Raw genomic sequence first — 20,074 nt, 5'->3', positions numbered from 1 at the left:
ACATATGCGGAAACCACGAATGGTGCACTCGCAGACCTATTTCCCATACGAGGCCACATAACCAGCACAGCCTAAGCGGCCGGACGATCGGAATGCATTGTCCGGGTAATAGAGGGCAATTTTGGAAAGCTTTGGCCTCTGGCACGACAAAACAGCTTATCGATCCTTGTATATTTGTTTATGTGAAAAAATCCATTCATAACAGAACGTATGAATCGAGATCTTTTCAGTTTTACAACCGCCATATATTTTAAAAAAAGAACCTGTTGCCGCTTGCCCGGATTAATTTATCTAATGTATTTTTATATTTTGGATTCAGAGAAACAGATTTCTTCCCGTTTTCAATCGCAGCAGAGATATTCCCTTCATATGCATGACATAGCGCCATCAAGTAGTAATACTCACCTTCCTGACCATTTATACGAATCATCGTTTTTACCAGTTCCCGGCATTCATCAAATCGTCCTTCGTCGATAAGGATCAGAGAAAGATATCTCTTGTAATGAAGGCTTGAACCTGAACACTCAATTGCTTTCTTTATGAAATATTCAGCATTTCTTAGATCTCCAGTCCTCCTGTAGAGTGTCGACAGATGATATAGATATGATGAATCATCCCGTGTCATCTCGAGTGCTTTCTGAGCAAACGAAAGGGCTGTGTACGGATCGACCTTCATAATGGAATGGGAAATTTCGCTATAATACCTGGCCGGTTTTTCTATAGAATGTATTTCTCTCATAAATTCGTTAATGTTGAATTTAAAATTTATAATATCAAGTAACGTTTTTGAAATAATTCCGATATAATATAAATAAGCCGCTACGAAATGACCAGAATATGGAATAGGAACACGACATATATCTATGTCTTTTGCGATCCTATCGACGTGCCGGGCATCAGAATATTGAAGCGGGTCATAGAATACTATAGTCTTGTGAGGATTTTTTATTACGCTTTCCTCTTCTGTAAAAAATATTCTGTGGGCTTCCCGCAACCATCTCGTCTCCCCAGGCATGACGGATGGATTGATAGAATATTGCGGGGACATGGCAATAACGATTGCGTCCAGGACATTCCCATATCGTATGGCTGCATAGGCTCCCATGCTGATCCCGTATGCAAATACATTCCTATAAGAAGATTTGTATTTTAATATTATATTTATAATATCTTTCATTTCTCCATATTGATACCATTCATTACTCTTGGATATGACGTGAATGGCATCAATGCCATTTTTTGCGAAAAAGAATTCCCCAAATCCTTCCGATTCAGGTAAAAACTGATCCATATATCCGGTAAATGTTATGACCAGACTGTCGTTTGAGAACCCGCAGGCCGTTTTCAGGAGAATTTTTTCAGAACTATATATGGTATCATGCACCACAATGCGACCTAGTCTATTTTTAATTAATTTTAAATTTCACTTATATAAGTAATTATTTTATTTAATATTTAAGTTATCACAACCTGTTTAAATGTATACACCACCAGATGGTACCGGGCCATCAAATCCCGATACCACCCCCGATTACCGGCTCACCCTGCATGCGTCCGGTCAACAGATCAGAAATCCGGCAGTGTTGGTGCCAGATGGCCGCCCTGCCGCACTGGGGCCATGCGGCGGGCAAGGCCGGTAGCATCATCAGTTTCGACCATCATGCCCGCGATGCTGGCATCGCCTTCAGCAGGTTGCAGGCGGTCACCAGGCATCTTACGCACGAAGCGCGCAATGGCCGCCTCCTTGCCCATGCCGATCACGCTGTCATAATCGCCACACATGCCTGCATCGGTCTGGAACGCGGTCCCTCCAGACAGGATACGATGGTCCGCCGTGGGCGTATGGGTATGGGTTCCGATCACCAGCGACACCCGTCCATCAAGGAAATGGCCCATGGCCCATTTCTCACTCGTGGCTTCGGCATGAACATCTACCACGGCTGCATGCATGGTCACACCCAGCCGGTGACGCGACAGGATATCTGTAACGGAGCGGAAAGGGTCATCCATCGCATCCATGAACTGTCGGCCCATGATGCTGACAACCAGCGCCTTGCGGCCATCCACCAGTTCCACGACCACACTGCCCTGCCCCGGCGTGCCGGGCGGATAGTTGGCGGGGCGGATGATGCGGGGTTCGCTGCCGATATGGCCGATCAGGTCGCGACGGTCCCAGCTATGGTTCCCCAGTGTAATGACATCAGCCCCCGCTTCCAGCAGGTCGCGTCCGATGGCGGGCGACAGGCCGAAACCATGGCTGGCATTTTCCCCGTTCACCACCACAAGATCGAGTGCAAGGTCGCGCCGCAGGGTCGGCAGGCGGGAAATAACGGCCTCGCGCCCCACGCGCCCGACAATGTCACCCAGAAACAGTATTCTCAAGAAAACAGCCTTTTTTACCGTGTACGCCCGTCGCCACGACACCGGATCCATTCACGTTCGGTCACGATCGCGGGCAATGCCACATCATACAGGCCGGTCGGAATACATGTCACTTCCTGAAAGGACAGGCCAAACCCTACCGCCCGCGCACGCGGCAGGCGCGCCAGCGTGCGGTCATAATATCCCCCGCCATAACCCAGCCGCATGCCGCGCCGGTCAAACGCCAGCAGCGGCACGCATACGATATCAGGCTGCATGGGCGGACCATCGGGATGAAAGGTGCCATAACGCCCCGACTGCAATGCGCAGTCGGGCTGCCAGCGACGAAAAACCAGCGGCTGGCCCCGCGGCGGCGTTTCCGGCAGGGCTATGCACAGCCCGTCCGCATGCAGGGCCTGCATGACCGGGCGCAGGTCACTTTCCCCCGGCAGTGGCCAGACAAGGGCGATACAGTCCCCCGCCCCGCTCATGCCACGCAGGCCGCGTACCATGCGGTGACACAGGGCGTCCTCCACGCTGGCGCGGATGGGACTGGTTGCAAAAGCCTGCCGGTTGCGCGCCATCTGGTGACGCAGGGCCTGTTTGGCGCGTGTGACAGGCCACGACTCGGGATCAAGAGATGTCATGAAAACATATACGGAGCCGCCATGGCCGTTGGTCGGATCAGCCCTCCCGGACCTGCTGACGCAGGTGGGCGCCAGATAACGTGACCACGATCACGACAGTGCCAGCTCCCTAGGAAGTGCTTATCGGCCCAGGGGTTGAATCATGCCTGACGCACCCGGCAGCCCCGCCCCTGTAATCTAGTCTTCTTCCATCGCGGCTGCAATGCTTTCCGCACGTTCGACCAGATGCGCAAGCTGCTCGCGGCGGCGTTCATTCTCGAGACACGCCTGACGGCCCTTCGCCAGCTGGTGGGCTGTGTCGGAAGACATTTTTTCTGCCGTCAGGTCATGGATCTCATCAGCCATAAGCAGGGCCGCAAGCGCCAGCAGGCGTCCCTCCCCGCTATGGCCGCCCAGTTCGCGGATACGGTCGATCCGCCGCTCCACTTCCTGCGCCATGGCCTGCAGGTGCTTTTCCTGCCCTTCCTTGCACCCCACGGCATAGGAAAAGCCGTTGATGCGCACGGTCACCTGGCTCATGGCCGTTATTCCTTCCCGCTGTCAGCGTCGTCTTCGCCCAGTACGTCACGCACGCGGGCAATCAGGGCATCAATATTGGCCGCCAGCGCCTGCACATCCACGGCCGGGGCGGCTGCTGGCGCGGCGATGGACGCCAGTTCCGCACGGCGATCAAGGGCAAACGCAATACGGTTGAGGGCCAGTTCAAGACGATCCGCCGGGTCCTTCCCATCAATCGGGGGAGCGGGGGCGGGGGCAACTTCCTGCCCCGGTGGCATGATAATATCCGACACGTTCATCCTTTCCCTCGTTCCTCCCCTTGAACTGATCGCGCGGTGCGGTTTCAACGTCAAGCATGATCGACAAACATGACCATTCTATGCTCCCCGGCCCTTTCGTCACCATTACCTGCGCACACGACCTGGGGCTGGTCATGACCGTGACGGCATCGTTACGCGCAAACTGTGCCGTGGTTTCCCCACCCGGTGCCGGATGCGTCATGGGGGTGGCATGGTGGACAGCACTGGTGGCCGGCTGCCCGCTGCCGAATGTGCTGGATTGCGGTCAGGCGGCAGGATATGCCGCCACCGCCCTGCGCGCGGGGCTGCGCAACGTCATTGCGCGCGTCGCCCCGGCACAGCACCACGCCCTTGCATCTCTGGCGCGGGCCACGGGCGGCCATGTGATGGACCAGCGCCCCGATGCGCTGGACCTGCCGCCCCGCGGGGCCATGGAAGCACTGGAGCGCTACCTGCGCGATGACAGGAGGATTATTCGGTAACAACCGATTGATAGAGAACGATAAAAGTTCTCGGGTGCGGCCGGTTCCCAAAAATGCGGTGCTCCTCCAAGCTTTTTGAAAAAAGCTTTATCAGGAACTTCCCTATGGTCTGCGGATCGATTTTTGTTAGACCTCCGCCAGGGACATACTGGCGGGCGCAGATGCATGCGGGGGCTGTTCCCCACCCCGATGGTGACATAGGATCAGTCCGACATGACCGATTGCCAGCTTTACCTCATCACCCCCGAATCCCTTGATCCGGCGGCCTTCGCCCCCCGTCTGGCCGAAGCGCTGGACGCCGGGCCGGTTGCCGCCGTGCAGCTGCGCCTGAAAAACGTGGATGACGACACGATCCGCCGCGCGGTGGACGTGCTGCAGCCCGTGGCCCATGCGCGTGACGTGGCCTTCATCATGAACGACCGGCCCGACCTTGCCGTCTCCTGCGGGTGCGACGGGGCGCATGTGGGCATGGAAGATGCGGATGTGGTCACGGCCCGGCGCATACTGGGCGATGAACTGCAACTGGGCGTCTCATGCTACGACAGCCGCGACATGGCCCTGCGCGCGGGGGAAGCCGGGGCTGATTACGTGGCGTTCGGCGCATTCTTTCCCTCCCCGTCCAAGGAAACCGAAGTCCGCGCCGACCCGGCCCTGCTGACATGGTGGAGCAGCATGATCGAACTGCCCGTGGTCGCCATTGGCGGCATCACCCCCGATAATTGCGGCACGCTGGTGCGCGCGGGGGCGGATTTCCTGTCGGTCATCAGTGCCGTGTGGGCCCATCCCGATGGGCCGGGGGCAGGCGTGCAGGCCATGAACGCGGCGATTGCAGCTGCTGAAACCGATTGAAAAATCGGTGAAAGTTTTGAGTGCCGCCTGTTTTCAAGAAAGGCGGCATCCGGTGAAGCATTTTGAAAAAAGCTTCGCCAGTTTCCCAATCTTCAGCCTTCGCCCATCCACTGCACATCGCTGATCCGGCCGGTACCAGCCGCCAGCATCACCAGCCGGTCAAAGCCAAGGGCAATGCCCGCGCATGGCGGCAGGGTATCGAGTGCAGACAGGAAGGCTTCATCCATCGGCCAGTCCAGTCCCGCTTCACCGGGGTAAAGCGCCCGACGCCGCGCGCGATCGGCCTCGAACCGCTGGCGCTGCTCGGTACTGTCGGTCAGTTCCTCGAATGCATTGGCCAGTTCGATCCCGCCCGCATACAGTTCAAAACGCAGCGCGACCCTGGGGTCCGCCGGGTCACGACGGGCCAGGGCCGCCTGACTGGCGGGCCAGTGCGTCAGGAAGGTGGGCCGTATCCGGCCGATATGCGGTTCGATCCGCGCCATCATCAGACGGAAGAACAGGTCTTCCCACGTCTCGCCTCGCCGCAGGTCACAATCCGCGGCCCGGGCCAGGGCCGCAGCATCCCCCTGTGTCGCCAGAATGTCCACGCCGGCATAGCGATGGAATGCATCAGCGACACGCAACCGTTCAAAGGGGGCGGCAATGCCAATTTCATCCCCGCCCGCCCGCACAACAGGCGGCAGGACACCACGCAGCAGGGTTTCCGTCTCGTCCATCAGCGCGTCCAGCGTGGCGGCGGGGCGATACCATTCCAGCATGGTGAATTCATGCGCGTGCAACCGGCTGCCCTCCGCATTCCGCCAGACGCGGGCCAGCTGATACACCGGCAGGCCGGTGGCCGCCACGATCCGCTTCATGGCGAATTCCGGGCTGGTGTGCAGCCATAGCGGCTGGCGCGTGCCATCCGCGCCTGCACGTTCGGTGCTGAAGACCTTCAGATGGACTTCCTCACCCGGAGTCGGCACGGCATAGGGCGTTTCAACCTCCACATATCCCCGCGCATCAAAAAATGCCCGAACACCCCGCAGCACGAGATTACGCCGCAGCAGAAACGGCAGCCGGTCGGCAATGCGGGCGGAATCGGGGTGCGGGACGACAGAATCGGGCATGGGCGGGATCTCCGGTTGCAGCGGGCGGGCGGGCGCAGTACAGCCCCGGCATGGCACCTCCGGTCAATCCCCCCATGCGCACGCTGCGCTCTGTCACGGACCTGCTGGATGCAGGACTGGTGACCCCGGCACAGGTGCCGGGGCTGGAACAGGTCGCCCGGCAGTACGCCACCGCCATCCCCCCCGCCTTTGCCGACCTGATCGAAACCCCCGATGACCCGATCGGGCGGCAGGTCATACCCGATCCGGCGGAATGCCGGACGGACCCGACCGAAGACCCCGACCCGATTGGTGATGACGCCCTGTCCCCCGTGCCGGGAATCGTGCACCGCTATGCCGACCGCGCGCTGCTCAAGCCGCTGCTGGTCTGCCCGCTGTACTGCCGGTTCTGCTTCCGGCGTGAACATGTCGGCCCCGGCGGCGGCGTGCTGGATGATGCGGCGCTGGCCCGCGCACTGGACTGGCTGCGGACACATACGGACATTCATGAAGTCGTGATGACCGGGGGCGACCCGCTCATGCTCTCGCCCCGCCGCATGCGCGCAATCATGACGGCGCTGGAGGGGATGGACCATATCCACACCATCCGCATCCATTCCCGCGTGCCGGTGGCCGATCCCGACCGCCTGAATGACGACATGGCGGCGGCACTTGAAACCACGCGGTCCATGTGGCTGGTGGCGCATGTCAACCACGCCCGCGAACTGACACCCGCCGCCCGCGCCGCCATCCGCCGCGTGCAGGTCCGCGCCATTCCCGTGCTGGGCCAGTCGGTACTGCTGCGCGGCGTGAATGACACGCCCGAAGCACTCGAGGCCCTGCTGCGCGCACAGGTGGCCACCCGCATCCGTCCCTATTACCTGCATCAGCTTGACCCCGCCCCCGGAACCGCGCGCTTTCACGTGCCCATCCGCGAGGGACAGCGCCTTCTGGCCGCCCTGCGCGGGCGGGTGACGGGTATTGCATGGCCGACCTATGTGCTTGATATTCCCGGTGGCCATGGCAAGGTGCCGATCGCGCCCGACTACCTGCAGACGGGTCCGGACGGATACCTGCACGTGACGGCGCCCGATGGCACGATCTACCGCCTAGCGCGCGAACGCGGGTAAAACACGGGCGAAAAGACAGCCCGCAACCTTGCCCTTCCGCGCGCGGGGCGCTAGAAGCCGAACCGCCATACTTCCCACAACCAGACAGGGACCACCATGAAGCAGCAGGCAAACCTGATCCGCGCCGGACAGGTTATTGAGCACGACGGCCGTCGCTGGACGGTCCTGAAGCAGCAGATCATCACCCCGGGCAAGGGTGGCGCCTTCATCCAGGTGGAGATGCGCGACCTCAAGACCGGCAACAAAACCAACGAACGCTGGCGTACCGCCGATACCGTTGAGCGCCTGATGACCGAGGAGAAGGAATACACCTACTCCTACATGGACGGCGACAACATCGTGCTGATGGACCCCGAGACGTTCGAACAGCTGCTGCTGCCGCTGGACCTGCTTGGTGACCAGGCCCCGTTCCTGCAGGACAACATGACGCTGGTGCTGAACCTTGTCGAAGGTGACCCGGTTGGCGTCGTCCTGCCCGCGCAGGTCACGCTGGAAGTGGTCGAGGCCGATCCCGTGGTGAAGGGCCAGACCGCAAGCTCGTCCTACAAGCCCGCCCGCCTGTCCAACGGTGTAAAGACCATGGTACCCCCCTTCATCGAAGCGGGCGAGCGCATCGTGGTCCGCACCGAAGACAGCACCTACGTCGAGCGCGCCAAGTCCTGATCCCCCACCGGCCGCCGGGGTGTCCCCACCCCGGTCCGGGCCGGTCTTTTCACCCCCAACCCTCCGTTCCACCGCACGAACCAGACAGGACCGATCACCGTGGCAATGCGACTCTCTCCCCATATGACGGTGATGCAGAACGCTGCCCAGAAGGCTGCACGCCGTCTTCTGCGTGACTTCAATGAAGTCGAGCAGCTTCAGGTCAGCATCAAGGGCCCTGGCGATTTCGTTTCGCAGGCCGACCTGCGGGCCGAAACCGCCATCCGCGAAGAACTGGCCCGTGCGCGTCCCGGCTATGCCTTCCTGATGGAAGAAAGCGGCGCTTCGGGAAACGAGGGATGGACGTGGCGGTGGGTGGTCGACCCGCTGGACGGCACGACCAACTTCCTGCATGGCATCCCGCACTGGGCCATTTCCATCGGCCTGCAGCGCCGCCTGCCCGATGGCACGATCGAAATCGTGGCCGGACTAGTGTACAACCCCGCCGCCAATGAAATGTTCTGGGCGGAAAAGGGTGTTGGCGCGTTCCTCAATGACCGCCGCCTGCGTGTTTCCGCCCGCCGTTCAATGAACGAGGCGCTGTTCGCCACCGGCATCCCGTTCGCCAAAGTATCGGCCCGCAACCGCCTGTCCTTTGCGCGCACGCTGGGCGCGCTCATGCCGCAGGTAGCCGGTATCCGCCGATTCGGCGCGGCGGCCCTCGACCTCGCATGGGTCGCGGCGGGACGTTATGACGGGTACTGGGAAATGGGCATCAAGCCGTGGGACTGCGCCGCCGGCATCCTGCTGGTGCGCGAAGCAGGCGGCTACGCCACCGATCCCCATGGCATTGACCTGAACGACCTTGGCGCATCCATTGATGCGGTAGCGGGCAACCCGCAGCTTCATGGTCCGCTGCGCGAACTGGTGGCCAGCAGCATCGACTGATGCCAGCCGGACGGGCGGCGGATCGGTTTGCCGATTGCACCCCCGCCCGTCGCCCGGTAGCCTGCCGGGCACGATGCGATACATATCCCCCCTTTTCCACCCCCGGTCCCTGCATGGGCTGATCATGCTGGGTGCTGCCGCAGCCGGCCTGTCCTTATCCGGCACGGCTGCAAACGCACAGGTCACGACCAGCCGGAATGCGCTTGACGCGCTGGGCACGCCACGACGCCCGGCCATTCTGCCCGATGGCGGCAGCATGTCCGCCTCCCCTTCCGGCACCACGACAGCCGGTCCGGACAACAGCGCAGGCAGCGGCACCGCCAGCAGGGGGGGCGGTGATATTCCCGGCAGCCACGCACCCGCCACGGCCATTGCGTCACCCGCCGCCATTGCATCCCTGCCGCCGGTTGCCACAAAGCCACCCGACAATCCCGTGCTGCGGCCGCCGGAACTGCATGTGCCGACCCATCCCTTCCCCATGCCGCCCGAAGTCAAGGCCGACCCGCAGGCCCGTGGGCGGGCGGAACGGATTACCGGCGGCACGCGCCTGCACTTCACCACGCAGGCGGCGGACATGAATTCCCGCATGATCGCGGCGCTGCAAACATTTGCCACAGTCATGCAGAAGCTGCCTGACCAGCACATCAGCATCACCGCCTACGGCGAAGGCCGCGCCGATGATCCGTCCACGCCCCGCCGTGTTGCGCTGTCGCGCGGGCTTGCGGCGCGTTCGGTGCTGCTGCATGCGGGGATCGCCCCCACGCGCATCTATGTCCGGGCAGTGGGCCTGCCGGATGAAAATGCCCATGGCGCGGGCGCGGATTGTATTGACGTCACCCGTTCGGGTGTGGTGGCCTCAAATTCTACAGGCTCACCTTCACGTTAAGGAAACCACTGCGTGACACGACCGACGACCTATCTTGTACGGGTTCTGCTGTTCCTTCTGGCTGTCGGGGTTGTCGCAGCCCTGCTTTCCTCCACCCTGTATCAGGCCTTCTGTAACAATCCCTACCTTGACGGCCTGATCATCGGCATCCTGCTGCTGGGCATCGGGTGGAACATTTCCATGATCCTGCGGCTGATACCGGAAGTACGCTGGGTCAATATCCTGCGTCACCCGCGTGAAGGGCTGACCGCGCCGCCGCCGCCACGCCTGCTGGCCCCCATGGCATCCATGCTGGCCACCCATGACAAGGGGCGCAGGCTGACCCTGTCGGCCCCGGTCATGCAGTCGCTGCTGGACAGCCTGTCCGCGCGCCTGGATGAAGGCCGCGAACTGTCGCGTTACCTGACGGGGCTTCTGATCTTCCTTGGCCTGCTGGGCACGTTCTATGGCCTGCTGCTGACGGTTGGCTCCATTGCCGACGTGATCGGCAACATGTCGGTAGGCAGCGGGGACACCACCGTCATGTTCGACCAGCTCAAGACCGGGCTGGCGGGGCCGCTGCACGGCATGGGCACGGCGTTTTCGGGTTCCATGTTCGGACTGGCGGGCGCGCTGGTGCTGGGGTTTTTGGACCTGACGGCGGGACAGGCGCAGACGCGCTTTTTCAATGAACTGGAAGAATGGCTGGCCACCATCACCCGCCTGTCGGCGGGCGGCCTGCAGGTCGGCGGCAACGACGCCAGCATTCCGGCCTATGTGCAGGCGCTGCTGGAGCACACGGCCGAAAACATGGAAAAACTCCAGATGCTGCTGGCCCGCAGCGAGGAAACCCGCACGCAGGAACAGCGCCTGCTGACCGCGCTGAATGACCGTCTGGCGCAACTGGCGGACAGCCGGGGGGAAGAACACCTGCAGGGCATCGAATCCCTGCTGGCCCGGCTGGTGCAGGAATCCGCGGCGGGACGGGAGCAGATCGCAACCGATATACGCAACGACCTGCGCCTGCTTGCGCGCACCATTGCCGCAAGCGCCCCCGGAACGAACCACTCCGCTTCCTGACCGTATTCCAAGGCCGAGGTTCATCCCATGGCGCGTCGTTCCCGTCGCTCGATCCGTTCCGAACTGAATGCATGGCCCGGCTATGTTGATGCACTGTCAACACTGCTTATGGTCATCATATTCGTACTGCTTGTGTTCGTGCTGGGGCAGGCCTTCCTGTCCGTCACGCTGAACAAGCGCCAGCAGGCTCTTGACCAGCTTGAGCGTGAGGTGGCGAAGCTGGGGCAGATGCTGTCCCTTGAACGCAGCCATACCACCGCCCTACAGGGCGAGGTCGCCAGCCTGCACAAGGCGCATGACGCTGACGTGGCCACCGCAACATCACTGACCGCACAGCTGAATCAGCAGACCAGCGAACGCGACAGTGCGCAGGCCCATGCCACCGCGCTGGATGACCAGGTGGCGCAGCTTCGTACGCAGCTTGGCGCCATTAGCGAGGCGCTGGAAGTCACCGAAAACGAAGTGCATGACCGCGACCAGAAAATCAGCAACCTGGGCATGCAACTGAATGTGGCGCTGGCGAAAAAGGTCGAGCAACTGCAGCAGTACCGTTCCGAATTCTTTGGTCGCCTGCGCAGCGTGATGCAGGACCATAAGGGCGTGCAGATTGTCGGGGACCGCTTCGTATTCCAAAGCGAGGTGCTGTTCCCCGTCGGCAGCGCCGAACTGTCGCCGGAAGGGGTGCAGGAAATCAGGATTCTGGCCAAAACCCTGCGTCAGGTCGCAGCACAGATCCCGCCGGATGTGCCGTGGATCCTGCGTGTGGATGGCCATGCCGACCGCCAGCCCATCCACACTGCGTTCCCCAGTAACTGGGAACTGTCATCCGCCCGCGCCATTACGGTGGTCAAGCTGCTGATTGCCGAAGGGATCGACCCGCACCATCTGGCCGCAACCGGCTTTTCCGATTACCAGCCACTGGACCATGGCACGACCCCCGATGCGCTGGCACGTAACCGGCGCATCGAATTCCGCCTGACAGATCGCTAGATATCCATCTGTCCCCGCTGACGTGCATCTTTCCACCGAAGTGGAAGGATGCATTCCAGCCAGGACCAACGATGGACGCGCCATAACGGTAACATTGTCCGGAAGCATGAAGATCATGGCAAAGCGTGACGGGATCAACCGCACCTGCCATGACAGGATCGCACCGATGCAGCGAATCGGTGTATTGATCCAACGGCTCCTTCTCTGACAGGCTGGCCGATCAGGCCCGCATCATATGCCGCGCTCTGCTGTCCATGAGAACACGTAGCCCACATGATCAGGAACCGCGATCGTCAGGCGCGTTGACGACAGCACGCACATCCTGATGGCCGGCAAGCTGGTAATGGAGCGTTGCCTCCACTCCATCACCGGCCACGGCTTTGTGGAAAACGATATTTTCAGAAAAGACCAGAATTTCAGGCAGTTTTTTCGCTGGATACCTGTGTCCCCGGGCCGTTCACCTAGCTATCCGGGGCCGGCCATTCCGATTTCAGCCAGGCATCGACCGGCTCCGTGCTCCCGTTGATGACAGTGCCGGTCGGGATTACCTGAACCCGACACCATCATGGCTATCATCCGTCGGGCCATAGGCATGGATCGTGCCTGCATTCATCATCGTGGCGCTCGCGCCCGGACAGATGCCATCGGTATCATCCACCCTGATCCCTTGATCAGGTCGGCTGTCCGAAGGCTTTCAGGCGCAAACGCTGTGTTTCATGATCGGCATCGGGTGTTGTCGGATCAAGCTGCAGCACGTGCTGCCACGCCTTCCACGCAGCCTGCCAGTCGCCACGCTGTTCTTCGGTCTCTTCAAGGATTTTCCACGCCGTCACGTCGCGCCCGTCATGGTGCAGCGCCACGCCAAGGTCGGCAACCGCGCCATCGGGGTTCGCCGCGGCAAGACGGGCCTGTGCGCGGTTACGCCACAGCACCTCCTCATCCGGTTGCAACAGCAGGGCATCATCCATGTCCTGTACCGCATCCAGCGGGCGCTGGGCGTCAAGGTCATCCTGTGCGCGCTTGAGCAGCAGATTGGTGGTGGGGGCAAGATCCTTCTGCCGTATCCGTTCGATCCGGACCAGCAGGTCACGCGCACCACGGACGTTGGCCGCATGCGCCAGTTCAGTTTCCAGATCCACCAGCGAAGGTTCAGCGTCCGCCTTGTCCCTGTCATGGGCATGGATGCCTGCGGCAGCGGGGCCTGCGTGCTGGTCCACCCCGTGTGACGGCAGGGCGGCACGGGCCTCTGGGCCATGGCCCAGCAGGGTTGCCAAAAAAATCAGGGGTACGCACGAAAAGCCGCGAAAACAGGTCTTTAAAAACCTGCCTGCGCAGCTTTGCGGCTGTTCAAAGAAGAACCTGACGGTCAAGGCCGTCCGGCAATCAGCCCTGACGGGCCTTCATGCGGGGGTTCTTCTTGTTGATGACATAGACCTTGCCACGGCGACGGACCACACGGCAGTCCTTGTCCCGAACCTTGGCCGACTTCAGGCTGTTTCTGATTTTCATGATCCGACCCTCGATTAGCGGCGGAAGACCGCCAAAGAGGCGCCCGAATACCCTTGCCTGCGCCAAGAGTCAACTCTTGGGCCGGATTCTGGGGTCATTTCCCGGCCAAATTCGTATCCGTGATCGAATCCGGCACGAAAAACGGGGCGATGGTCTGGAAATCGGCAGTGCGGGGCGAACGTGGCCGCCAGGCCAGCCCGATGGTGCGCCATGCCTGCGCTCCGGTCACGGGCCGCACCACCAGGTCCTGCCCCGCCAGCAGCGGGGAATCGACCGCAAGCCGGGGCAGCAGCGCAAGGCCCATGCCCGCCGCGACCATTTCCACCATGGTGTACAGGGAACTGACGGTGCATTCGGCCTCGTCTTCGGGCTGCCCCCAGCTTCGGGCCTGCCGGCACAGCGCCAGCGTCTGCTCACGCAGGCAGTGCCCGTCCTCCAGCAGGATCATGCGTTCATGCGCGATGCTGCGCACCGGCACCTCCGGCAGGCGCGCCAGCGCATGCCCGCGCGGCATGACCAGCAGGAAGGGATCGCGCCACAGGGGCAATGTCTCGCTATCGGCGCAGTCACACGGCATGGCCAGCAGCACGAGGTCCAGCCGTCCTGCCGCCAGCTTTTCCATCACGTTATGGGTCATGTCCTCGTTCAGGGACAGGCGCAGCTGCGGATAGGCTTCGGGCAGCCTGCGGACCAGCGCGGGCATGACAAAGGGGCCGATGGTGGGAATGACACCAAGACGCAGCAGGCCGCTCATCGGTTCACGCGACGCCACGGCCACGTCCAGCACGCCCTGCAACGCCTCCAGCGCCGCGCGGGCGCGCACGACCACCTTATCCCCCAACGGGGTGAAGACGACCTTCTTGCCCACGTCACGGTCAAGCAGCCTGACATCCATCTGGCGTTCAAGGGCCAGTATCCCGGCGGAAAGCGTGGACTGCGTCACCGCGCATGCCCTGGCGGCCCGACCGAAATGACGCAGTTCGGCAAGGGTGACAAGATAGCGCAGCTGCTGCGCGGAAGGCATTGGAAGCATCGATCATTCCGATCATGCATATGTAAATTATTCAATAGCGTGATAGCATCCGCCCCGGCATAGATACAGCCCGCGGGGCGGCGTGTCCGTCCCGGCCATATACAACCCCAACAGGAGATCACCCTGATGCTGACAGTCGGTGACAAGTTTCCCGCCTTTAACCTGAGCGCCGTTCCCGGCGGTCCCGAAGGACTGAAGGGCGATTTCGTCCAGATCACGGACGAATCCAACGAAGGCAAGTGGAAGGTCGTCTTCTTCTGGCCGCTGGACTTCACCTTCGTCTGCCCCACCGAAATCGTGGCTTTCGGCAAGCTGGCCGGTGAGTTCAAGGACCGTGACGCGGTGGTTTATGGCGTGTCGATCGACAGCGCGTTCGTGCACCTGAACTGGCGCCTGAACCATGCCGAGCTGAAGAACCTCGAAATCCCCATGCTGTCGGACATCAAGCGCGAGCTGATCGAAAGCTGCGGCGTGATGGCCCAGCAGGCAGGTGCCGCGCTACGCGCCACCTTCATCGTGGACCCGCAGGGCATCATCCGCCATGTCAGCGTCAATGACCTGTCGGTTGGCCGCAACCCGCAGGAAATCCTGCGTATCCTTGACGGCCTGCAGAGCGACGAGCTGTGCCCGTGCAACTGGAAAAAGGGCGACGCCTTCATCAAGGCCTGATCCCGCATGACCGGACGCCCTGCCACCATGCGGGGCGTCCACGCCGCCTGTCCCGGTCCCTGCCCCACATGCAGGGACCGGGACAGGTGGTGATCACCCTTTTCCCCACGACATTATACGGAACCCGTCCATGTCCATCGACTCCCTCAAGGCCGCCCTGCCCGATTACGCCAAGGACCTGAAGCTGAATCTCGGCTCCCTTGCCAATGACTTCGTGCTGACACCCCAGCAGCTTGGCGGCACGTTCATTGCCTCCGCCATCGCATCACGCAATCCGGCGGTCACACACGCGCTGGTGGCGGAATATGGCCCCAAGCTGTCACCGGAGGCCCTGCAGGCCGCGCGGGCGGCAGCCGCCATCATGGGCATGAACAATGTCTATTACCGCTTCGTGCACCTGGTCGGTGGGGATTATGAGAAGATGCCCGCACGCCTGCGCATGAACGTCATTGCCAATCCCGGCGTGGACAAGGCGGACTTTGAACTATGGGCCATGGCGGTCTCCGCCATCAACGGGTGTGGCCTGTGCATGGAAAGCCACGAGCGCCAGCTGCGCGAAGCGGGCATCACGTCCGAACAGATCCAGGCCGCCGTGCGCGTTGCCGCAACCGTGCATGGCGTGGCCGTGACGCTTGATGGCGTGGAAATCCCCGCCTGATCTGCCTTCACCCCCCACAAAACGCCATGAACATGAATGTCATGGCGTTTTTTTTCGCCTGCCCTGTTGCCATGACCGGGCCAGCCTGTTATTTGCCCTTTCACCGAACGGTTGCAGCCCCACGGGGCAGTAACGGATGCGGGTGTAGCTCAGTTGGTTAGAGCGCCGGCCTGTCACGCCGGAGGTCGCGGGTTCGAGCCCCGTCACTCGCGCCATTCTTCGGTGCCTCCATTTTCCATATAAATCTGTTACATGGGGCAGTTCCTGCTGAAACCTGTCCTGTCGTTTCAGCATGCCCGTGCGCATTGCGTCATGCCCCCGACATGCCCAGTCTGTGACCGGATTCCCGTCTGACGGAGTAACGGCCATGACTGATCTCTTTACCCCCTATACGCTCAGGGGCGTGACCCTGCGCAACCGAATCGCCGTATCCCCCATGTGCCAGTACATGGCTCACGATGGCGTGGTGAATGACTGGCACACCGTGCATTATCCCGCCCTTGCCCGTGGCGGCAGCGGACTGGTTGTGGTGGAAGCTACCGCCGTCTCGCCCGAAGGGCGGATAACCCCCGGCTGCCTTGGTCTGTGGAATGACACGCAGGCCGCAGCCTTCCGCCCGCTTGTGCACGCCATACGCGACGCCGGGGCCGTGCCCGGCATCCAGATCGCCCATGCGGGCCGCAAGGCCAGCGCCAACCGCCCGTGGGAAGGCGACGACCACATCGCCGCCGATGACCCACGTGGATGGGACACCATATCCCCTTCCGCCATTGCCTTTGGCGCGAACCTGCCCAAGGTTCCGCGCGCCATGACGATGGCGGACATCATTCGCGTGCGGCAGGATTTCGTAGCCGCGGCCGTGCGTGCGCGTGACGTAGGGTTTGGCTGGCTCATGCTGCATTTCGCCCATGGCTATCTGGGGCAGAGCTTCCTGTCCCCCCATTCCAACCAGCGTGACGACAGTTACGGCGGCAGCCTTGAAAACCGCGCGCGCTTCCTGGTGGAAACCCTGCGTGATGTCCGCACCGTCTGGCCCGAAGACCGCCCCCTGAGCGCCCGTCTTGGCGTAATCGAATTTGATGGCCATGACGAACAGACAGTGCAGGAGGCCATTGCCGTTGCGAAGGTCTTTCGCGAATCGGGTCTGGACTTCCTTGATGTCAGCATCGGCTTTTCCACGCCCACGGCGAAGATCCCATGGGGGCCGTCCTTCATGGCCCCGGTCGCGCAGCGCGTGCGGCGCGAAACCGGCCTGCCGGTGGCGACAAGCTGGTATCTGGGCACCGCCCCTGCCATTGACGGACTGGTGCGCGGGGAAAAGATCGACGTGGCGATGATCGGTCGCCCGTTCCTTGAAAACCCGCACTGGCCATACGCGGCGGCACGCGCGCTGGGCCGCGAGGATGCGGCATGGGTGCTACCTGCCCCCTATGCCCACTGGCTGGCGCGCTATCGCTCCGCCTGATTGATGAATGAGAAAAGTTCTCGGGTGCCGTCTTTTTAAATAAAGGCGGCGTTCCCTGAAGCTTTTTGAAAAAAGCTTCACCAAAAACGTCTTTAATTAAAATCCGGCATCATTCAAATACTGCGCCACCATGGGCCGATAGGTCACACCAAACAGACGCAGGTGCACCAGCGCGATCCACAGACGGTAGATGGCAAAACGGACCTCATGCCCGCGCTCAGGCACGCCGTAACGGGTGTAAAATCCCGCAGGCGGCTGGTTGAACACACCCAGCGTGGCAAGATCCACCTCGGCATGGCCATAATAGCAGCACGGATCAATCAGCCCTGTCACATGCTGGCCTGACACCAGCACGTTGCCACCCCATAGATCTCCATGCAGCAGGCAGGGCTCAGGCGTCGCAGGCAGCAGGTCCGGCAGGCAGCGCAGCAGGGTTTCAAGCTGGCGGGCAAGGTCGATGGGCACATGGTCCAGATGCACACCGATCCGGCGCTGCGCCCAGAAATCAGGCCATGTTTCCGTCCAGTCATTGCACACCTTCACCGCGCCAACGGCATACCCGCCTGACCAGCCGTAACGCATCATGCCACCCTCGGGACGCCCCGTGTGCGCAAGGGCGATCACACGCGCCAGATCACTCCAGCAGCGCGACAACCGGCCATCGGCAGGCAGATACTGCAGCACCAGCGCGTCCTCATCCACGGCCAGCACGTCAGGCACCGGCGCACCCGTCAGCCCAAGGGCACGCAGCATGTCGGCTTCCGCCACCGGGTCAGGCCCATTCTTGACGACAACCTTGCGCCCGTCATTGAGATAGACCAGCAGCACCTGCGCCACGTCGCCGCCGGGCAGGGGGTGCCAGTTCCATAACCCCGCGCCCAGAAGGGCCGCGCCATGCCGGGCAAGGCGCGTCACGACCCGTCGCGCCGCAGCCTGTCCACCAGTGCTGCCGCCCCTGCCGCAACATCACGCCATGTGGTGTCGAACCCGCTGGCATCGCCATAATACGGGTCGGCCACGGCATGGCCCGTCCGCCCCGGCACATGGTCAAGCAGCAGCGAGACCCGCGCCCGGCTGCCTGCCGGCTGCATGTCCAGCAGGTGCCTGAGGTTCGCATGATCCAAGGCAATGATGTGGGTAAAACGGTCGAAATCGTCTGCCGTGACCACGCGGGCACGGTAATGGGTGATGTCGATGCCATGCCTGCGGGCAACGGCGCAGGCACGACGGTCGGGTGGCGCGCCTGCATGCCAGTCGCCCGTCCCCGCCGAATCGACCGTAACCTGCAGCCCGGCCTGACGGGCGGCCGCGCGGAACGCGGCCTCCGCCAGGGGCGAGCGACAGATATTCCCCATGCAGACAAACAGGACCGCAGGTGCCGTATCGGTCATTCAGCCCCTTTCGTGGGTACGTTCGGGAAATCTCTGCCGCAGCAGACCGATGGTCTCGGCAATCAGGTCGGCAGGAGTTTCTTCCAGATGCACGACAACCGGATGTTCGTCAGCCGTGGGCGGTTCCAGCGTGGAAAGCTGACTGGGCAGCAGACTGGGCGGCATGTAGTGCCCGCGTCGACGCTGCAGGCGTTCGGCCAGCACATCCTCGGGAATCTGCAGATAGACGAACACCACGTCCGCCGCCCCGTCCGCGCGCAGCAGGTCACGGTATGAACGCTTCAGCGCCGAACAGGTCAGGATCCCCCCCTGCCCCGACGCAATACGGTCCAGCAGCCATTTATGACATTCCTGCAGCCACGGCAGGCGGTCCGCATCGGTCAGGGGAATGCCCGCCGCCATCTTTTCCACATTGGCGCGGGGATGCAGCAGGTCACCTTCCTGATAGGGCCAGCCAAGCAGGTTGTGCAGCCCTTCCGCCAGCGTGGTCTTGCCGCAGCCCGACACCCCCATGATGACCAGAACCAGCGGCCGGATGCCCTGATCCTGCAGGCCCGGCCCGGTCATGCCGCAACCAGCCTCTGCAGGCCACCGGCGGTCGCTACGATCACTTCGGACGTGCGGCCAATGAACAGCCCTGTCTCGATCACGCCCACGATCGGCGCAAGCTGGGCCTGCAACTTCGCGGAATCGGCAATTTCGCCGAAATGACAGTCCAGGATCATGTTCCCCCCATCGGTCACGAATACGTTGCCACTGCGATCCAGCCGCTGGGTGATGCGCGCGCCCAGTGCCTCGATCTGCCGGGCGGTGGAGGTCCAGCCGAATGTCGAGACCTCGACCGGCACGGGCACGCGCGCGCCCAGCCGGTCAACCAGCTTGCTGTCATCCACCACGACCACGAATTTGCGTGACGCCGCCGCCACGATCTTTTCACGGAACAGCGCACCGCCCAGCCCCTTGATCAGGTTGAGCGACCCGCGCTCGACCTCATCCGCGCCATCGATATCGATGTCGATCTGTGGGTGGGTTGCGAACGTCACCAGCCTGATGCCATGCGAACGCGCCTGCTCGGCCGAGCGTTCGGACGTGGGAATGGCGGAAAAACGCAGCCCCTCCGCCCAGCGGCGGCCAAGTTCCTCGATCATGAAGGCCGACGTACTGCCGGAGCCAAGCCCGACCACCATGCCTTCCCTGACCATGTCGGCAGCTTCGATCGCCGCCTTGCGCTTCAGTTCTGCCCTGGGGTCCGTATTATGGGTGGACATGCGCTGTTTCCTCTCCTGCGGGGCATCCCGCTGCCGGGTGTCCCGTCGTTTTTATTGAACCGTCATCCGTATCATACAGACACGACACTCAGGCACTTATTGTCCCGCCGCCGCCTTGTCCATAAGCCAGATGAGTTCGCCTTCGGTCGTGATGTGGCTGGCGGGTTCCGCCGGGTCACCGGCGCGTACCTTCGCAAAG

Annotated in this window: 24 protein-coding genes, 1 tRNA gene, 1 other RNA gene and 1 pseudogene; 12 read left to right on the top strand and 15 right to left on the bottom strand. The window is 61.9% G+C overall.

The features are described from left to right. Positions 1-250: 250 nt before the first annotated feature. From HNO79_RS12170 to HNO79_RS12145, 6 genes are all read right to left on the bottom strand, one after another. Positions 251-1,384 (bottom strand): tetratricopeptide repeat protein, encoded by a 1,134-nt coding sequence (locus tag HNO79_RS12170; RefSeq protein ID WP_214165311.1) that lies wholly within the window; start codon positions 1,382-1,384, stop codon positions 251-253. 182 nt (positions 1,385-1,566) lie between these two features. Further along, entirely contained in the window at positions 1,567-2,382 is an 816-nt protein-coding gene (locus tag HNO79_RS12165; RefSeq protein WP_010516084.1) for a TIGR00282 family metallophosphoesterase, read from the bottom strand. A 14-nt stretch (positions 2,383-2,396) separates the two neighbouring features. Beyond that, on the bottom strand, positions 2,397-3,008 hold the full coding sequence (locus tag HNO79_RS12160) for a 5-formyltetrahydrofolate cyclo-ligase (protein ID WP_214165310.1): 612 nt from the start codon (positions 3,006-3,008) through the stop codon (positions 2,397-2,399). Between the two features lie 9 nt (positions 3,009-3,017). Then, positions 3,018-3,176, bottom strand: a non-coding RNA gene (gene ssrS, locus HNO79_RS12155) — 6S RNA. Between the two features lie 9 nt (positions 3,177-3,185). Next, a complete protein-coding gene (locus tag HNO79_RS12150) occupies positions 3,186-3,527 on the bottom strand; it encodes a cell division protein ZapA (RefSeq protein ID WP_010516086.1) in 342 nt (113 codons plus the stop codon). A 5-nt stretch (positions 3,528-3,532) separates the two neighbouring features. After that, on the bottom strand, positions 3,533-3,805 hold the full coding sequence (locus HNO79_RS12145) for a hypothetical protein (RefSeq protein ID WP_214165309.1): 273 nt from the start codon (positions 3,803-3,805) through the stop codon (positions 3,533-3,535). Positions 3,806-3,861: 56 nt separating this feature from the next. On the opposite strand from HNO79_RS12145, the gene HNO79_RS12140 reads away from it, so the two are divergent. Beyond that, on the top strand, positions 3,862-4,287 hold the full coding sequence (locus tag HNO79_RS12140; RefSeq protein ID WP_244987533.1) for a hypothetical protein: 426 nt from the start codon (positions 3,862-3,864) through the stop codon (positions 4,285-4,287). A gap of 213 nt (positions 4,288-4,500) precedes the next feature. Beyond that, positions 4,501-5,136 carry a thiamine phosphate synthase gene (gene thiE, locus HNO79_RS12135; protein ID WP_048856986.1) on the top strand — a complete coding sequence of 212 codons (636 nt, stop codon included), beginning with the start codon at positions 4,501-4,503 and terminating at the stop codon, positions 5,134-5,136. Between the two features lie 92 nt (positions 5,137-5,228). On the opposite strand, the gene epmA is transcribed toward thiE, so the two are convergent. Then, complete coding sequence (gene epmA / locus HNO79_RS12130) at positions 5,229-6,248, bottom strand: EF-P lysine aminoacylase EpmA (protein ID WP_048856987.1); 1,020 nt, start codon at positions 6,246-6,248, stop codon at positions 5,229-5,231. A gap of 50 nt (positions 6,249-6,298) precedes the next feature. Between epmA and HNO79_RS12125 the strand changes: the two genes are divergently transcribed. From HNO79_RS12125 to HNO79_RS12100, 6 genes are all read left to right on the top strand, one after another. Next, complete coding sequence (locus HNO79_RS12125; RefSeq protein WP_214165307.1) at positions 6,299-7,357, top strand: lysine-2,3-aminomutase-like protein; 1,059 nt, start codon at positions 6,299-6,301, stop codon at positions 7,355-7,357. Between the two features lie 96 nt (positions 7,358-7,453). Next, positions 7,454-8,020, top strand: a complete 567-nt coding sequence (efp, locus tag HNO79_RS12120) for an elongation factor P (protein WP_010516092.1) — start codon at positions 7,454-7,456, stop codon at positions 8,018-8,020. Positions 8,021-8,125: 105 nt separating this feature from the next. Then, positions 8,126-8,947: an inositol monophosphatase family protein gene (locus tag HNO79_RS12115; RefSeq protein ID WP_029329708.1), complete on the top strand. Its 822-nt coding sequence runs from the start codon at positions 8,126-8,128 to the stop codon at positions 8,945-8,947. A gap of 73 nt (positions 8,948-9,020) precedes the next feature. Next, positions 9,021-9,833, top strand: a complete 813-nt coding sequence (locus HNO79_RS12110) for an OmpA family protein (RefSeq protein WP_214165306.1) — start codon at positions 9,021-9,023, stop codon at positions 9,831-9,833. Between the two features lie 12 nt (positions 9,834-9,845). Then, positions 9,846-10,892, top strand: coding sequence for a flagellar motor protein MotA (locus tag HNO79_RS12105; protein WP_200410314.1), 1,047 nt, complete (start codon positions 9,846-9,848; stop codon positions 10,890-10,892). A gap of 27 nt (positions 10,893-10,919) precedes the next feature. Continuing rightward, a complete protein-coding gene (locus tag HNO79_RS12100; protein WP_010516096.1) occupies positions 10,920-11,882 on the top strand; it encodes a peptidoglycan -binding protein in 963 nt (320 codons plus the stop codon). A gap of 671 nt (positions 11,883-12,553) precedes the next feature. Here the strand turns inward: HNO79_RS12100 and HNO79_RS12095 are convergent. The 3 genes from HNO79_RS12095 to HNO79_RS12085 all read right to left on the bottom strand — a co-directional run bounded on the left by HNO79_RS12095 (position 12,554) and on the right by HNO79_RS12085 (position 14,424). Further along, positions 12,554-13,156 carry a tetratricopeptide repeat protein gene (locus tag HNO79_RS12095; RefSeq protein ID WP_244987532.1) on the bottom strand — a complete coding sequence of 201 codons (603 nt, stop codon included), beginning with the start codon at positions 13,154-13,156 and terminating at the stop codon, positions 12,554-12,556. A gap of 109 nt (positions 13,157-13,265) precedes the next feature. Then, positions 13,266-13,391: a type B 50S ribosomal protein L36 gene (gene ykgO / locus HNO79_RS12090; RefSeq protein WP_003617324.1), complete on the bottom strand. Its 126-nt coding sequence runs from the start codon at positions 13,389-13,391 to the stop codon at positions 13,266-13,268. A gap of 94 nt (positions 13,392-13,485) precedes the next feature. Further along, entirely contained in the window at positions 13,486-14,424 is a 939-nt protein-coding gene (locus tag HNO79_RS12085; protein WP_029329710.1) for a hydrogen peroxide-inducible genes activator, read from the bottom strand. 126 nt (positions 14,425-14,550) lie between these two features. On the opposite strand from HNO79_RS12085, the gene HNO79_RS12080 reads away from it, so the two are divergent. The 4 genes from HNO79_RS12080 (at position 14,551) to HNO79_RS12065 (ending at position 17,216) form a co-directional block, all read left to right on the top strand. Continuing rightward, a complete protein-coding gene (locus tag HNO79_RS12080) occupies positions 14,551-15,093 on the top strand; it encodes a peroxiredoxin (protein WP_010516099.1) in 543 nt (180 codons plus the stop codon). A gap of 130 nt (positions 15,094-15,223) precedes the next feature. After that, entirely contained in the window at positions 15,224-15,751 is a 528-nt protein-coding gene (locus tag HNO79_RS12075; RefSeq protein WP_110507489.1) for a carboxymuconolactone decarboxylase family protein, read from the top strand. A 138-nt stretch (positions 15,752-15,889) separates the two neighbouring features. Beyond that, positions 15,890-15,966, top strand: a tRNA-Asp gene (locus HNO79_RS12070). Positions 15,967-16,118: 152 nt separating this feature from the next. Further along, positions 16,119-17,216: an NADH:flavin oxidoreductase/NADH oxidase gene (locus HNO79_RS12065; RefSeq protein ID WP_214165305.1), complete on the top strand. Its 1,098-nt coding sequence runs from the start codon at positions 16,119-16,121 to the stop codon at positions 17,214-17,216. 96 nt (positions 17,217-17,312) lie between these two features. Here HNO79_RS12065 and HNO79_RS12060 read toward each other — a convergent pair whose 3' ends face one another. The 5 genes and pseudogenes from HNO79_RS12060 to HNO79_RS17285 form a co-directional block, all read right to left on the bottom strand. Then, complete coding sequence (locus HNO79_RS12060) at positions 17,313-18,131, bottom strand: fructosamine kinase family protein (RefSeq protein ID WP_214165304.1); 819 nt, start codon at positions 18,129-18,131, stop codon at positions 17,313-17,315. Beyond that, positions 18,128-18,607 carry a low molecular weight protein-tyrosine-phosphatase gene (locus tag HNO79_RS12055; protein WP_200410309.1) on the bottom strand — a complete coding sequence of 160 codons (480 nt, stop codon included), beginning with the start codon at positions 18,605-18,607 and terminating at the stop codon, positions 18,128-18,130. The genes HNO79_RS12060 and HNO79_RS12055 overlap by 4 nt, the downstream gene beginning before the upstream one ends. Continuing rightward, entirely contained in the window at positions 18,608-19,174 is a 567-nt protein-coding gene (locus tag HNO79_RS12050; RefSeq protein ID WP_010516104.1) for a gluconokinase, read from the bottom strand. After that, positions 19,171-19,875: a ribose-5-phosphate isomerase RpiA gene (gene rpiA, locus HNO79_RS12045; protein WP_200410308.1), complete on the bottom strand. Its 705-nt coding sequence runs from the start codon at positions 19,873-19,875 to the stop codon at positions 19,171-19,173. The genes HNO79_RS12050 and rpiA overlap by 4 nt, the downstream gene beginning before the upstream one ends. Positions 19,876-19,971: 96 nt before the next feature. Next, positions 19,972-20,074, bottom strand: a pseudogene (locus HNO79_RS17285) (6-phosphogluconolactonase); the annotation flags it as partial.

Source organism: Komagataeibacter oboediens (assembly GCF_018491655.1).
GTDB lineage: Bacteria > Pseudomonadota > Alphaproteobacteria > Acetobacterales > Acetobacteraceae > Komagataeibacter > Komagataeibacter oboediens.
This window is presented reverse-complemented; position numbering and strand designations above follow the sequence as displayed.

Bases quoted from the DNA above. Each gene is read 5' to 3' on its own strand.
- ykgO (WP_003617324.1), bottom strand. From the start codon at position 13,391: ATGAAAATCAGAAACAGCCTGAAGTCGGCCAAGGTTCGGGACAAGGAC.
- HNO79_RS12110 (WP_214165306.1), top strand. From the start codon at position 9,021: ATGCGATACATATCCCCCCTTTTCCACCCCCGGTCCCTGCATGGGCTG.
- HNO79_RS12160 (WP_214165310.1), bottom strand. From the start codon at position 3,008: ATGACATCTCTTGATCCCGAGTCGTGGCCTGTCACACGCGCCAAACAG.
- efp (WP_010516092.1), top strand. From the start codon at position 7,454: ATGAAGCAGCAGGCAAACCTGATCCGCGCCGGACAGGTTATTGAGCAC.
- HNO79_RS12085 (WP_029329710.1), bottom strand. From the start codon at position 14,424: ATGCTTCCAATGCCTTCCGCGCAGCAGCTGCGCTATCTTGTCACCCTT.
- HNO79_RS12115 (WP_029329708.1), top strand. From the start codon at position 8,126: ATGCGACTCTCTCCCCATATGACGGTGATGCAGAACGCTGCCCAGAAG.
- HNO79_RS12125 (WP_214165307.1), top strand. From the start codon at position 6,299: ATGGCACCTCCGGTCAATCCCCCCATGCGCACGCTGCGCTCTGTCACG.
- rpiA (WP_200410308.1), bottom strand. From the start codon at position 19,875: ATGTCCACCCATAATACGGACCCCAGGGCAGAACTGAAGCGCAAGGCG.
- thiE (WP_048856986.1), top strand. From the start codon at position 4,501: ATGACCGATTGCCAGCTTTACCTCATCACCCCCGAATCCCTTGATCCG.
- HNO79_RS12145 (WP_214165309.1), bottom strand. From the start codon at position 3,805: ATGAACGTGTCGGATATTATCATGCCACCGGGGCAGGAAGTTGCCCCC.
- HNO79_RS12150 (WP_010516086.1), bottom strand. From the start codon at position 3,527: ATGAGCCAGGTGACCGTGCGCATCAACGGCTTTTCCTATGCCGTGGGG.
- HNO79_RS12080 (WP_010516099.1), top strand. From the start codon at position 14,551: ATGCTGACAGTCGGTGACAAGTTTCCCGCCTTTAACCTGAGCGCCGTT.
- HNO79_RS12065 (WP_214165305.1), top strand. From the start codon at position 16,119: ATGACTGATCTCTTTACCCCCTATACGCTCAGGGGCGTGACCCTGCGC.
- HNO79_RS12055 (WP_200410309.1), bottom strand. From the start codon at position 18,607: ATGACCGATACGGCACCTGCGGTCCTGTTTGTCTGCATGGGGAATATC.
- epmA (WP_048856987.1), bottom strand. From the start codon at position 6,248: ATGCCCGATTCTGTCGTCCCGCACCCCGATTCCGCCCGCATTGCCGAC.
- HNO79_RS12050 (WP_010516104.1), bottom strand. From the start codon at position 19,174: ATGACCGGGCCGGGCCTGCAGGATCAGGGCATCCGGCCGCTGGTTCTG.
- HNO79_RS12140 (WP_244987533.1), top strand. From the start codon at position 3,862: ATGATCGACAAACATGACCATTCTATGCTCCCCGGCCCTTTCGTCACC.
- HNO79_RS12075 (WP_110507489.1), top strand. From the start codon at position 15,224: ATGTCCATCGACTCCCTCAAGGCCGCCCTGCCCGATTACGCCAAGGAC.
- HNO79_RS12100 (WP_010516096.1), top strand. From the start codon at position 10,920: ATGGCGCGTCGTTCCCGTCGCTCGATCCGTTCCGAACTGAATGCATGG.